The sequence below is a fragment of the Cupriavidus sp. PB-02 genome, from assembly GCF_058252315.1.
This window is the reverse complement of record NZ_CM177694.1, coordinates 4257662-4271455: the sequence shown is the minus strand read 5'-3', so window position 1 is coordinate 4271455 and position 13794 is coordinate 4257662. Positions and strand designations below refer to the sequence as shown.

Here is a 13794-nt window from a genome sequence, read left to right as displayed (position 1 = left end):
TTTGGGGATAACCGAATTCGGGATGGGTTCAGGGAGCGCAAATGCCAGATGCGCTGAACTGGGTACAGAAAAATTCGTTGTATGAATTTCATGGTCAGAAATTCGGCTGTTCGTATCTTACATATGCATGAATTTGCGAAATAAATCAATCAAACGAATGATGCGTCTAGCTTTTATAAGATCATCAGTGATCCGCTGCATATTCTGCCGCATCGACGTCGGTATCATGCTTTGCCGTTTCCAACAGCCACTCCCGAAAGCGGTTCAGCGCCGGATGATCGCGCCGTTCCTTGGGGGCACACAGGAAATAGCCGCGCATCAGCGTAATTGGCAGGTCGAACGGTGCTACCACGCGGCCGGCGGCCAGTTCATCACGCAACAGGCAGCGCTGCAGCACTGCTACGCCCATATCCGCGCGCACCGCCTGGATCAGGATCGAAACCTGGTCGAAACCTGTGGATAACGTCGGCGCAGCGCTAGGTACGCCCGCCGCCTGCAGCCAGTTCTGCCAGTTCGCCGGCGCGGTGGTGTGATAGAGCAGGGGCTCCTGCAGCAACTCAGCCGGCGACTGCCATTGGCCTGCCGCGCGACGCGCGCGAGCGCGTTCCGGGTGGCAGACTGGCACCATTTCACGTCCAACCACATAGTCGACCAGCAGGCCCGGCCATTTGCCGGCTTCGCCCGCCAGGATGGCTGCATCGGGGGCCGGGCCGGAAAAGTCCTCATCGCGCTCGTATGGCACGAAGTCGAGCCTGATGTCCGGATGGCGACGGTGGAAGTCAGGCAGCCGCGGCACAAGCCAGACACTGGCCAGCGTGGGCACGACCGACAACGTCAGGTGGTGCCGGCGGTCACCGGCGAGCAGGGCGGCGCTGGCGTTCTCGATTGCGGCCAGCGGCTCGGCCACTGCGTCCAGCAGTTGCTTGCCGGCGTCCGTCAGCAGCAGCCGATGGGCATTACGCTGGAGCAGTGGCTGGCCGAAATGCGTTTCGAGCCGGGCGATGGCGCGGCTGATGGCCCCTTGCGTCACGCACAGCAGCTCGGCCGCACGGGTGAAGCTGCCCAGCCGTGCCGCGGCGGCGAAGGCGTGCAACTCAGACATCGATGGGGAACGCAGCCGCATGGCGGGGCAGGGCAGCCAGGGCGGCTGCGCAGGATGATCTTTGGTAATGCAAACGTGCAATATAGTCGTTTGTGTCGACCCGGTAAACGGCTGACACTCGCCCGGTTCATTGCACAAAACCAACAGGAGAGATCCCCATGATCCGAGCCAGGATGACCCGCCGCCAGCTGCTGCTGTCCGGTACCGCCGCCGCTGCCACGCTGGCGTTTGCCGGCAGCGCTTTCGCGCAGGCCAACTACCCGACGCGCCCGATCCGCCTGATCGTGCCGTTCGCGGCAGGCGGCTCCACCGACCTCTCGGCGCGCCTGGTGGCCGAATTTGCCGGGCGTGAACTGGGCCAGTCCATCGTGGTCGAGAACAAGGGCGGCGCTGGCGGTTCGCTGGGCATGGAGCAGGTGGCCAATGCCGCGCCGGACGGCTACACCATCGGCATGGCCACGGTCAGCACGCACGGTTCCAACCCCGCGGTGTACCCGAGGCTGAAGTACGACCCGGTCAAGGACTTCGCCCCCGTCACCAACGTGGTAGCGATCCCCAGCGTGTTCGCGGTGCATCCCAGCGTGCCGGCCAAGACCATGCAGGAGTTCGTCGCGCTGGCCAAGGCCAACCCGGGCAAATACAGCTTTGCCTCGCCAGGCGCCGGCTCGCTGGGGCACGTCAACATCGAGAACTTCATGATGCTGGCCAAGATCGACCTGCTGCATGTGCCGTACAAGGGCGCCGGCCTGGCGCTGAATGACGCCGTGGCAGGGCAGGTCAATGCCATCACCGACAACCTGTCGTCCACGTTGCCCCATGTGAAATCGGGCAAGCTGCGCGCGCTGGCGGTGCTGGGCGCGTCGCGCTCGGCACAGTTGCCCGGCGTGCCGACCTACGCCGAACTGGGCTTCAAGGACATGGGCGATGGCGGCTGGTTCGGCATCGTGGCGCCGGCGAATACGCCGCCTGCGATCGTCGCCAGGTTGAACCAGGCCATCCACAAGGCCATGCAGAACCCGGAGTTCAAGCGCAAGGTCGACGAGTCGGGCGGCACGCTGGTGCCGACCACGCCCGAGCAGTTCAAGGCGCAGATCCAGCAGGCCATGGCGCGCTATGCCCGCGTGGCCAAGGCGGCGGATATCAAGCTGGACTGAGGCATGGCTGAAGTGACGAACCCGACGACCAACGAGACCGCCGCGCTGCCCCCGGTGCTCGTGCGCCTGCCGGAAGGGGAGGCGCTGCCGCTGGTGTGCGACTCGCCGCACAGCGGTACCGCGTACCCGGCGGACTTCGGTGCCGCCATCCCGGCGGCCCGCCTGCGTGGCGGCGAGGATACGCACGTCGATGCGTTGTGGGATGCTGTGCCGGCCGCAGGCGGTACGCTACTGGCGGCGACGTTCCCGCGTGTCTATATCGATCCCAACCGGATGGCCGACGATATCGACCCGGACCAGCTCGACGGCCCCTGGCCGACCGCGCTGGCCCCGGGCCCGAAGACGCAACTGGGCTATGGCCTGATCTGGAGCCGGGTCGATGCGTGCACGCCGATCTACGACCGCCGCCTGTCGGTGGCCGAAGTGCAGGCCCGTATCGACCGCTACTACCGGCCGTACCATGCTGCGCTGGCCGAGGCGGTGGAGGGCGCCTGGCAGCGCTTCGGCGCGGTGTGGCACCTGAACCTGCACTCGATGCCGAACAACGCCTATGAGCGCCTCAAGATCGACAGCCCGCATCCCCTGGCGGACTTTGTGCTCGGCGACCGGGACGGCACCACGTGCGAGCCGGGGCTGGTTGACTTGATAGCAGGGGAGTTGCGCGGCATGGGCTACGCGGTGGCCTGCAATGATCCCTACAAGGGCGTGCAGCTGATTGCCCAGATCGGGCGGCCGGCCGAGCGGCGCAATAGCCTGCAGATCGAGATCCGGCGTCCGCTGTACATGGACGACGTTAGCCGGGAGCGCAATGGCGGATTCGCCACGCTGCAGCGCGACCTTGGCAAGCTAACTGAGCAGGTTGCGGCCTATATCCGCACCCAACTCTGAGGCGTTTGTTCCACGTGAAACATCGGCCGGGCCTTGTGCCCGGCCTTTTTGTTTCACGTGGAACATAGCGTGGTTTCGGAACGACTCCTCGGGTACCGCCGACGCCATGTTTCACGTGAAACATGGATACCATCGAAAAGCCCCCAGTCGATTGCCGCTATAATTCGGCATTCCTGAATTTTCCCGCCAGCCTCCCGGAGGAGGTGTCCCATGCTTTACCCAACAGAGTTCGATGTCATCGTCGTCGGTGGTGGTCACGCCGGCACTGAAGCTGCGCTCGCGGCCGCCCGCATGGGCTGCCAGACGCTGCTGCTGACCCATAACATCGAGACGCTGGGCCAGATGAGCTGCAACCCGTCCATCGGCGGCATCGGCAAGGGGCACCTGGTCAAGGAAGTGGATGCGATGGGCGGCGCCATGGCTGCCGCCACGGACGAGGCCGGCATCCAGTTCCGCATCCTCAACTCCAGCAAGGGCCCGGCCGTGCGCGCCACGCGCGCCCAGGCGGACCGCGTGCTGTACCGCAAGGCGATCCGTACCCGGCTGGAAAACCAACCGAACCTGATGCTGTTCCAGCAGGCGGTGGACGATCTGATGGTCGAGGGCGACCGCGTGGTCGGCGCCATGACCCAGGTCGGCATTGCCTTCCGCGCCCGCGCGGTGGTACTGACCGCTGGTACCTTCCTGGACGGCAAGATCCACGTGGGGCTGGACAACTACACCGGCGGCCGCGCCGGCGATCCGGCTGCGGTGTCGCTGTCGGCGCGCCTGAAGGACCTGAAGCTGCCGCAAGGGCGCCTGAAGACCGGTACGCCGCCGCGCATCGACGGCCGCACCATTGACTTCTCGGTGATGGAAGAGCAGCCCGGCGACCTGGACCCAGTGCCGGTGTTCTCCTTCCTGGGTCGCCCGGAGCAGCACCCGCAGCAACTGCCGTGCTGGATCACCCATACCAACAGCCGCACCCACGACATCATCCGCGGCGGGCTGGACCGCTCGCCGATGTACACCGGCGTGATCGAAGGGGTAGGGCCACGCTACTGTCCGAGCATCGAGGACAAGATCCATCGCTTTGCCAGCAAGGAAAGCCACCAGATCTTCCTGGAACCCGAGGGCCTGACCACCAACGAGTTCTACCCGAACGGGATCTCGACCAGCCTGCCGTTCGATGTGCAGCTGGAACTGGTGCACTCGATCCGCGGGCTGGAGAGCGCGCACATCCTGCGCCCCGGCTATGCGATCGAGTACGACTACTTCGACCCGCGTGGCCTGAAGGCCTCGCTGGAGAGCAAGGCAATCCGCGGCCTGTTCTTTGCCGGGCAGATCAACGGCACCACCGGCTATGAGGAAGCCGCCGCGCAGGGCCTGCTGGCCGGTATCAACGCCGGCTGCTACGTGCGCGAACGTGACGCCTGGACACCGCGCCGCGACCAGGCTTACCTGGGCGTGCTGGTCGACGACCTCATTACCCGTGGCGTGACCGAGCCGTACCGAATGTTCACCAGCCGCGCGGAATTCCGCCTGAGCCTGCGTGAAGACAATGCCGATATGCGCCTGACCGAAGTCGGCCGCGAACTGGGCGTGGTCGACGATGGGCGCTGGGATGCCTTCAACCGCAAGCGCGACGCTGTTTCACGTGAAACAGAGCGCCTGAAGAGCACCTGGGTGAACCCGGCGATGCTGCCGGCCGAAGACGCCGTGCCGCTGCTGGGCAAGCCGATCGAGCGCGAGTACAGCCTGGCCGACCTGCTGCGCCGGCCGGAAGTTCGCTATGAGTCGCTGATGGCGCTGCAGGGCGGCCGCCATGCGCCGGAGACGCCGCTGGATGCCGACGCCATGCTGGCCGAACAGATTCGCGAGCAGATCGAGATCGGCATCAAATACCACGGCTATATCGCCCGCCAGGCGGCCGAGGTCGACAAGCTGGAAGCCAACGAGTCGACGCGCCTGCCGGAGGGGCTGGACTACACCGAGGTACGCGGCCTGGGCTTCGAGGTCAGCCAGAAGCTGAACCAGCATCGTCCGGAAACGCTGGGCCAGGCCTCGCGCATCTCCGGCGTGACGCCGGCTGCCATCTCGCTGCTGTTGGTACACCTGAAGAAGAAGGGGCTGGGCCGCACGCGCGCTGACTCTGCTGACTCGGCTGCTGGTACCAATTCGGGCAGCAACTCGCAAGAGGCAGCCTGAGTGGCCGGTCCGCGACACACCATGATCGACGACGCCGCCCAGCGTCGTCGCCTCGAAGCCGGTCTGGAAACGATCGGCCTGGCCCTGGCGCCGGCCCAGATCGACAAGCTGTTCGACTACCTGGCACTGCTGCGCAAGTGGAACGGCGTCTACAACCTGACCGCAATCCGTCATCCCGATGAGATGCTTACGCATCACATGCTGGATTCGCTCGCCGCGGTGCCCGCGCTGGCCGAAGCCGCGCGCGCCGCAGCGCCAGGCACGCCGGCCCGGGGCAGGGTGCTGGACGTGGGTTCGGGCGGCGGCATGCCCGGCCTGCCGCTGGCGATCGCCTGCCCGGACTTGTCGGTGCTGATGGTCGACATCGTGCAGAAGAAGACCGCTTTCCTGACCCAGTGCCGTGCGCAGCTTGGACTTGCCAATGCCGCTGCCCACTGGGGCCCGGTGGAAAAGCTGGAAGACGCAGACGGCTATGCCGTGATCACCTCGCGCGCGTTCGCCGAACTGACAGACTTTGTGAACCTGTCGGGCCATCTGCTGGCGCCGCACGGCAAGCTGATTGCCATGAAGGGTGTTTATCCACAGGCCGAGCTCGACCGCATGGAAGCGGCCGGCCTGATGGCGCAATGGCAGGTCGATACCGTGCCCCGGCTCATCGTGCCGGAGCTGGACGCCGAGCGCCACCTGGTGGTGTTGTCGCGGCGCTGAAGCGCGCAAGCAGGACCTACGCCGCGACGCTGCAACGGCAGCGCCGCGAACTGCCAGCCCCGGCTGGCCGGATGAATTGAAGCAGGAGCCGCAGAAGCTTATGGCCAAGGTATTCGTGATCGCAAACCAGAAGGGCGGGGTAGGCAAGACCACCACCACGGTGAACCTCGCCGCCGGCCTGGCCGCGCAGGGCCAGCGCGTGCTGCTGGTCGACCTGGACCCGCAGGGCAATGCCTCGATGGGCTCCGGCATCGACAAGCAGGCGCTGGAACACAGCGTGTACCAGGTGCTGGTTGGCCTGGCCAGCGTCACGCAGGCGCGCCAGCGCTCCGAGACCGGCAAGTACGACGTGCTGCCCGCCAACCGCGAGCTGGCTGGCGCCGAAGTGGAGCTGGTCGAGCTCGACCAGCGCGAACGCCGGCTCAAGCAGGCCATCGACGAAGTCGATGATCAGTATGACTTCGTGCTGATCGACTGCCCGCCGTCGCTGTCGCTGCTGACGCTGAACGGCCTGTGTGCGGCACACGGCGTGATCGTGCCGATGCAGTGCGAGTACTTTGCGCTCGAAGGACTGTCGGACCTGGTCAACACCATCAAGCAGGTACACGCCAACCTGAATCGCGAGCTGAAGGTGATCGGCCTGCTGCGCGTCATGTTCGATCCGCGCGTCACGCTGCAGCAGCAGGTGTCGGCGCAGCTGGAGTCGCATTTCGGTGACAAGGTCTTCAAGACCATGATCCCGCGCAATGTGCGCCTGGCCGAGGCACCGTCCTATGGCATGCCGGGCGTGGCATTCGATCCGTCGTCCAAGGGCGCCAAGGCGTACCTGGACTTCGGCGCCGAGATGATCGCGCGCGTCAGGCAGCTGGGCTGAAGGGGAGGTTGAGCATGAGCACGGTAAAGAAGAAGGGCTTGGGCCGCGGCCTCGAAGCGCTGCTGGGCGGGCCGGCCGAGATCGTGGAATCGGTCAAGCAGGACGGCGCGCCCACTGTGCTGCGCCTGGACCAGCTGCAGCCGGGCAAGTACCAGCCGCGCACGCGCATGGACGAAGGCGCGCTGCAGGAGCTGGCAGCGAGCATCCGCGCGCAAGGGCTGATGCAGCCGATCCTGGTACGCCGCGTCGCCGAACCGGATCGTTACGAGATCATCGCGGGCGAACGCCGCTTCCGCGCCTCGAAGCTGGCGGGCCTGGACAAGGTACCGGTGCTGGTCAAGGACGTGGCCGACGAAGCCGCCGCCGCGATGGCGCTGATCGAGAACATCCAGCGCGAAGACCTGAACCCGCTGGAAGAAGCGCAGGGCATCATGCGCCTGATCCGCGAATTCAAGTTTACGCATGAGCAGGCGGCGGAGTCGGTCGGGCGCTCGCGCAGCGCCGTATCGAATCTGCTGCGGCTGCTGAACCTGGCCGCGCCGGTGCAGACCATGCTGATGGCGGGCGATCTCGATATGGGCCACGCGCGCGCGCTGCTGGCCGTCGACGGCGCCAACCAGATCACGCTGGCGAACCAGATCGTCAACAAGCGGCTGTCGGTGCGCGAGACCGAAAAGCTGGTGGCGTCCACGCTCAAGCCGTTCGACCTGAAGTCGCTCAAGCATAAGGGCGCCAATAACATTCGCGACGTGGCGCGGCTGGAAGAAGAACTGTCGGATGCGTTGGGGCTGGCGGTGCAGATCCGGCTCGGCGCACGCGGCAAGGGTCAGCTCACCATCCACTTCAACGACAACGACGCGCTGGAAGAGGTGCTTGCGCGCTTGCGCGAGTCGCAGGCAGGGCAGCGGGTTGCCTGATTTTTAATCAGGCAATTCCGAGAGTATTTCCGCGCGCAATTCGGTGCGATAAACGGCCATTGCCGCGATGACTGTTGCGTGCACGCCGCAGTAGCAAATTCAATGGTCGGTATACGTACCGCGTGGCCGTTAATCCACCATCATGCGCAGGGTTCGCTGCGCAATCCAATTACGTCAAACATTATTGCTGCGCAATTTTTACGCAGCCATCATGCAATCGTGATGGCAACCGTTGTGCGCAATGCACTGCAAGCTAACTGTAAGCAGATTGACGCGAATCAGTAGTTCCCCTTAAAATCGTGCGGTTTGAATTCTGGCCGGGCCGAAAAGTTCCGGTCTGGAATGAGGCAGGAAGGTAGTGGTTCGAGACCGTCAGCAGCGAAGCGCCGGGTCCCGTCAGGAAGATGACTGGGACGACTGGAAAGAGGGCGCAGACCGAGAGGAAGAAGCGGTCGATCCGCTGACGCGCGCCGACGTGGAAAGGCTGTTTGGCGAGCGCGCGCTGCGTCCGTCGCGCATGACCCCGGGCAAGGTTGTCCTGGCGCAGGTGATCGTCACCCTGCTGTCGGCACTGTGCTGGGCGCTGTTCGCGAAAGAGCCAGGCCCGTACGGCTGGTCGGCGTTGTTCGGTGGCATCGTGTGCTTCGTGCCGAGCGGGTTCTTCGCGTTCCGCTTGTGGCTGGCGCGCGACCGGGCTTCGATCAGCGGGCTGGTGCTGGGCGAGGCGATCAAGGTCTTTGGCACGGCCGCACTGCTGGTGCTGGTGGTGGTGCTGTACCGGGATCTGCGTTGGGTGCCGATGCTGGTCACGTTCCTGCTAGCGCTCAAGACATATTGGGTGGTGGCCCTGGTGATCCGCTAGGCCAGCCACACGAAGACGGTGCTTCCTCCGGAAGTGGGGCGCCAAGACGGAATATCAAGATTTTCCCGTGACGGTTTCACAGTGGTGACACCGGACACGGCCAAGGTTGGACCCCGCTTGCATTGCGGTGACCGGCGAATCCGCCGAAGGCGATGCAAGACGCGTACCGGGCGTTGGCCAGAGAGTGGCTGCGCACGGCCTGAAGATTTCGCAATATACCGTTCGTATCGACATGTCTGATGCTACCCAAGGCGCCGAACACGCGCTGACACCCTCCGGCTATATCGCCGAACACTTGCAGAACTTGAACTCGGTCGGCGGCAAGCAGGCGTCGGTGGTCGACTTCTCCGTGATCAACTACGACACGGTGTTCTGGTCGGTCCTGTGCGGCGCCATTGCCGTGCTGTTCCTGTACGCCGCCGCGCGCCGCGTTACCGCCGGCGTGCCGGGCCGCTTCCAGGCCTTCGTCGAGATGATCGTCGAGATGGTCGACGACCAGGCCAAGGGCATCATCCACGGCGACCGTTCGTGGATTGCGCCGCTGGCGCTGATGGTGTTCTGCTGGATCACCATGATGAACGCGATCGACCTGATCCCGGTGGACTGGGTCAACGGCCTGAATCACGTCCTGGGCATCTTCCACATCCATCTCCCCCACCACCGCGCGGTGGCCACGGCCGACCTGAACGGCACGCTGGGCATGTCGTGCTCGGTGCTGGTGCTGATGATCTACTACAGCTTCAAGATCAAGGGCACGGGCGGCTTCATGCACGAGCTGTTCTCGGCCCCGTTCGGCGCCAAGTGGTACCTGGCCCCGTTCAACCTGGTCCTGAACCTCATCGAATTCCTGGCCAAGGCCGTTTCGCTCGGCATGCGGTTGTTCGGCAACATGTACGCCGGCGAACTCGTGTTCCTGCTGATCGCGCTGCTGGGCTCCATCTGGACGTTCAGCGCAGACCTGTCGGCGCTGGGCTTCGTTGGCCACGTACTGGCCGGCGCGGTCTGGGCGATCTTCCACATCCTGATCGTTCTGTTGCAGGCGTTCATTTTCATGATGCTGACGCTGGTGTACATCGGCCAGGCTCACGATCACCACTGATTTCCGGTTTTTGGTTTTTTGGTTTTTTGGTTCTAAGTCTCTCTAAATTAAAGGAGTCGTCATGCAAGAATTTCTCGCCAACGTCCAGGGTCTGACCGCCATCGGTATCGGCATCATCATCGGCCTGGGCGCTATCGGCGCCTGCCTGGGTATTGCCCTGATGGGCGGCAAGTACATCGAAGCCTGCGCACGTCAGCCTGAGCTGATGAACCCGCTGCAAACCAAGATGTTCCTGCTGGCTGGCCTGATCGACGCTGCATTCCTGATCGGCGTGGGTGTTGCAATGCTGTTCGCCTTCGCCAACCCGCTGCTGGCTGTCATCAAGTAATTCTTTTCGGTCTGCATGATGCTGACGGGCGGCGCGGGCCACCAGCCTGGCCGCCTTTTGTGCATTTATCTGTAGTTTGATTACCGAAAGGAACACACCATGAATCTGAACGCAACGTTTTTTGCGCAGATGGTCGTGTTCTTCATCCTGTGGTGGGTTGTTGCCAAATTCATTTGGCCGCCGCTGGTGAAGGCGCTCGACGAACGCGCAACGAAGATCGCCGATGGCCTCGCCGCTGCCGAAAAGGGCAAGGCCGAGCTCGAACTCGCCAACAAGCGTGTGGACCAGGCTATGGCCGAAGCCCGCACCGAAGGCGCTCAACGCGTCGCTGACGCCGAGAAGCGCGCCCAGCTGACGGCAGACGAGATCAAGCACAACGCCCAGGCAGAAGCCGCACGCATCATTGCCCAGGCCAAGGCCGAAGCCGAACAGCAGGTTACCCGCGCACGCGAATCACTGCGTGACCAGGTCGCCGTGCTGGCTGTCAAGGGTGCCGAGCAGATCCTCAAGCGTGAAGTGAACGCGCAGGTCCACGTCGACCTGCTCAATCAACTCAAGGCTGAGCTCTAATCATGGCAGAAACCGCAACCATTGCCCGTCCCTATGCTGAGGCGCTGTTCCGCGTCGCTAGCGAGTCGAGCGCAGGCAATCTGGGTGCATGGTCCGAGCTGGTGTCGGAAATGGGGCAGGTTGCCGCCAATCCCGACATGAAGGCGATCGCCGGCGATCCGAACGTTCCCGGCAAGAAGCTGGCTGAACTGTTCCTGTCGGTGCTGAAGTCTCCGCTGAATGACGAGGCACGCCGCTTCGTCCAGATGCTGGTGGAGAACGGCCGCCTGACGGTGATGCCTGAAATCGCCGAACAGTTCCATGCGCTCAAGAACGCCCGCGAAGGGTCGTCCGACGTTGAGATCACCAGCGCTTTCCCGCTGGACGATCAGCAACTGAACGACCTGGTCGCCGCACTCGAACGCAAGTTCGGCCGCAAGCTGCACGCGCAGGTGGCGGTGGACCCGTCCCTGATCGGCGGCGTCAGCGTCAAGGTTGGCGACGAAGTGCTCGACACCTCCGTGCGCTCGCGCCTGGCAGCCATGCAAGTGGCGCTGACCGCCTGATCGCACCGGCCGACGGATTGAAGAATTAGGAGCATTGTGATGCAACTGAACCCCTCAGAAATCAGCGAGCTGATCAAGACCCGCATCTCGGGCCTTGGCGCTGAAGCTGAAGTGCGCAACACCGGCACGGTGATCTCCGTGACCGATGGTATCTGCCGCGTGCACGGCCTGTCCGGCGTGATGCAGGGCGAGATGCTGGAATTCCCCGGCAACACCTTCGGCCTCGCGCTGAACCTCGAGCGCGACTCGGTCGGCGCCGTGGTGCTGGGTGACTACGAACACATTTCCGAAGGCGACACGGTCAAGTGCACCGGCCGCATTCTGGAAGTGCCGGTGGGCAAGGAACTTCTGGGCCGCGTGGTCAACACGCTGGGCCAGCCGATCGACGGCAAGGGCCCGATCAACGCCAAGGAAACGGACGTGATCGAGAAGGTCGCCCCGGGCGTGATCGCGCGTCAGTCGGTGAGCCAGCCGGTGCAGACCGGCCTGAAGTCGATCGACTCGATGGTGCCGATCGGCCGTGGCCAGCGTGAGCTGATCATTGGCGACCGCCAGACCGGCAAGACCGCCGTGGCGGTCGACGCGATCATCAACCAGAAGGGCAAGGGCATGTACTGCGTGTACGTCGCCATTGGCCAGAAGGCTTCGACGATCGCCAACGTGGTGCGCAAGCTGGAAGAGCACGGCGCGATGGAATACACCGTCGTCGTGGCCGCCGCCGCTTCGGACTCGGCCGCCATGCAGTACCTGGCTGCCTACGCCGGCTGCACGATGGGCGAGTACTTCCGCGACCGCGGTGAAGACGCGCTGATCGTCTATGACGACCTGACCAAGCAAGCCTGGGCCTACCGCCAGGTGTCGCTGCTGCTGCGCCGCCCGCCGGGCCGTGAAGCTTACCCGGGCGACGTGTTCTATCTGCACTCGCGCCTGCTGGAGCGTGCTGCCCGCGTGAACGCCGAGTACGTCGAGAAGTTCACCAACGGCGCCGTCAAGGGCAAGACCGGTTCGCTGACCGCGCTGCCGGTGATCGAAACGCAGGCCGGCGACGTGTCCGCGTTCGTGCCGACCAACGTGATCTCGATCACGGACGGCCAGATCTTCCTGGAAACCGACCTGTTCAACGCCGGTATCCGTCCCGCCATCAACGCCGGTATCTCGGTGTCGCGCGTGGGTGGTGCTGCCCAGACCAAGGTGGTGAAGAACCTGGCCGGCGGTATCCGTACCGACCTGGCGCAGTACCGTGAACTGGCTGCGTTCGCGCAGTTCGCTTCGGACCTCGACGACGCAACCCGCAAGCAGCTGGAGCGCGGCCGCCGCGTGACCGAGCTGCTCAAGCAGGCGCAATACCAGCCGCAGCAAGTGTGGCAGCTGTCGGCGTCGCTGTTTGCAGCCAACAATGGCTTCCTCGACAACGTGGAAGTGAAGGACATCCTCCCGTTCGAGAAGGGCCTGCACGACCATCTGAAGACCAAGTACGCTGACCTCGTCAACCGCATCGAAGAGACCAAGGTGCTCTCGAAGGAAGATGAGCCCGCACTGCGTGCTGCGATCGAGGATTTCAAGAAGTCCGCCGCGTTCTAACCGCGTGATTCCCCGACACCACCGCCGCGCCTGGCTCACGCCGGCGCGGCGCTGGTTCGGCTGGAGAGGAAGATATGGCCGGAACGAAAGAGATTCGAACCAAGATCAAGAGCGTGCAGAACACGCGCAAGATCACCAAGGCGATGGAGATGGTCGCCGCATCCAAGATGCGCAAGGCGCAGGAGCGGATGCGCAACGCCCGTCCTTACGCCGAGAAAGTGCGCAACATCGCGGCGCACCTGGCTTCGGCCAACCCCGAGTTCAAGCACCCGTTCATGCAGGAGCGCGAAGTCAAGCGCATCGGCATGATCGTGGTCACGACCGACAAGGGGCTGTGCGGCGGTCTGAACACGAACGTGCTGCGTGCGGTGACCAACGAGCTGAAGAGCCTGCAGGGTCGCGGCGTGGATGTCAAAGCTACTGCCATCGGCAGCAAGGGCCTGCAGTTCCTGAGTCGCATCGGCGCCAAGGTGGTGTCGAATGTGGTGCAGCTCGGCGACACCCCGCACCTGGAAAAGCTGATCGGCGCGATCAAGGTCCAGCTCGACGCATTCACCAACGGTGAAGTCGACGCGGTGTACTTGGCGTACACCAAGTTCATCAACACGATGAAGCAGGAACCGTTGGTTGAGCAGCTGCTGCCGCTCGCCGCCGACAAGCTGTCGCAGACGGAAGAAGAGAAGCGCGCCTACTCGTGGGACTACATCTACGAGCCTGACGCGCAGACCGTGGTGGAAGAGCTGTTGGTCCGCTACGTCGAGGCGCTGGTGTACCAGGCCGTGGCCGAGAACATGGCGTCCGAGCAGTCGGCGCGCATGGTGGCCATGAAGGCGGCATCCGACAATGCCAAGAACGTGATCGGCGAATTGCAGCTGGACTACAACAAGACCCGGCAGGCAGCGATCACCAAGGAACTGTCGGAGATCGTCAGCGGCGCGGCAGCGGTCTGAGGCGTCAAGAATTCAAGCTATCGGAGATA

14 protein-coding genes are annotated in these 13794 nt (G+C 64.0%); 13 read left to right on the top strand and 1 reads right to left on the bottom strand.

What is annotated here, in order from left to right; all coding sequences use genetic code 11:
- Positions 1-184: 184 nt before the first annotated feature.
- Positions 185-1123, bottom strand: a complete 939-nt coding sequence (locus tag AC10V3_RS20175; RefSeq protein ID WP_022537011.1) for a LysR substrate-binding domain-containing protein — start codon at positions 1121-1123, stop codon at positions 185-187.
- A gap of 137 nt (positions 1124-1260) precedes the next feature.
- Here AC10V3_RS20175 and AC10V3_RS20170 point away from each other — a divergent pair, with 137 nt between their 5' ends.
- From AC10V3_RS20170 to atpG, 13 genes are all read left to right on the top strand, one after another.
- Positions 1261-2256, top strand: a complete 996-nt coding sequence (locus AC10V3_RS20170; protein ID WP_022537010.1) for a tripartite tricarboxylate transporter substrate binding protein BugE — start codon at positions 1261-1263, stop codon at positions 2254-2256.
- A gap of 3 nt (positions 2257-2259) precedes the next feature.
- Positions 2260-3144, top strand: coding sequence for an N-formylglutamate amidohydrolase (locus AC10V3_RS20165; protein WP_022537009.1), 885 nt, complete (start codon positions 2260-2262; stop codon positions 3142-3144).
- Between the two features lie 210 nt (positions 3145-3354).
- On the top strand, positions 3355-5331 hold the full coding sequence (gene mnmG / locus AC10V3_RS20160; protein WP_022537008.1) for a tRNA uridine-5-carboxymethylaminomethyl(34) synthesis enzyme MnmG: 1977 nt from the start codon (positions 3355-3357) through the stop codon (positions 5329-5331).
- A 21-nt stretch (positions 5332-5352) separates the two neighbouring features.
- A complete protein-coding gene (rsmG, locus tag AC10V3_RS20155; protein ID WP_454752526.1) occupies positions 5353-6039 on the top strand; it encodes a 16S rRNA (guanine(527)-N(7))-methyltransferase RsmG in 687 nt (228 codons plus the stop codon).
- Between the two features lie 100 nt (positions 6040-6139).
- Positions 6140-6913 (top strand): ParA family protein, encoded by a 774-nt coding sequence (locus AC10V3_RS20150; RefSeq protein ID WP_022537006.1) that lies wholly within the window; start codon positions 6140-6142, stop codon positions 6911-6913.
- 14 nt (positions 6914-6927) lie between these two features.
- Complete coding sequence (locus AC10V3_RS20145) at positions 6928-7830, top strand: ParB/RepB/Spo0J family partition protein (RefSeq protein ID WP_022537005.1); 903 nt, start codon at positions 6928-6930, stop codon at positions 7828-7830.
- A 358-nt stretch (positions 7831-8188) separates the two neighbouring features.
- Complete coding sequence (locus tag AC10V3_RS20140) at positions 8189-8692, top strand: ATP synthase subunit I (protein ID WP_022537004.1); 504 nt, start codon at positions 8189-8191, stop codon at positions 8690-8692.
- Between the two features lie 232 nt (positions 8693-8924).
- Complete coding sequence (atpB, locus tag AC10V3_RS20135; protein WP_041681640.1) at positions 8925-9791, top strand: F0F1 ATP synthase subunit A; 867 nt, start codon at positions 8925-8927, stop codon at positions 9789-9791.
- 61 nt (positions 9792-9852) lie between these two features.
- Positions 9853-10119, top strand: a complete 267-nt coding sequence (atpE, locus tag AC10V3_RS20130) for a F0F1 ATP synthase subunit C (protein ID WP_022537002.1) — start codon at positions 9853-9855, stop codon at positions 10117-10119.
- Positions 10120-10218: 99 nt separating this feature from the next.
- Positions 10219-10689, top strand: coding sequence for a F0F1 ATP synthase subunit B (locus AC10V3_RS20125; protein ID WP_022537001.1), 471 nt, complete (start codon positions 10219-10221; stop codon positions 10687-10689).
- Positions 10690-10691: 2 nt separating this feature from the next.
- The gene (locus AC10V3_RS20120; RefSeq protein ID WP_022537000.1) at positions 10692-11234 is read left to right on the top strand and encodes a F0F1 ATP synthase subunit delta; all 543 of its coding nucleotides are present in this window, start codon (positions 10692-10694) and stop codon (positions 11232-11234) included.
- A gap of 39 nt (positions 11235-11273) precedes the next feature.
- A complete protein-coding gene (atpA, locus tag AC10V3_RS20115) occupies positions 11274-12815 on the top strand; it encodes a F0F1 ATP synthase subunit alpha (RefSeq protein WP_022536999.1) in 1542 nt (513 codons plus the stop codon).
- Between the two features lie 74 nt (positions 12816-12889).
- Positions 12890-13765: a F0F1 ATP synthase subunit gamma gene (atpG, locus tag AC10V3_RS20110; protein ID WP_022536998.1), complete on the top strand. Its 876-nt coding sequence runs from the start codon at positions 12890-12892 to the stop codon at positions 13763-13765.
- The last annotated feature ends 29 nt before the right edge of the window (positions 13766-13794 follow it).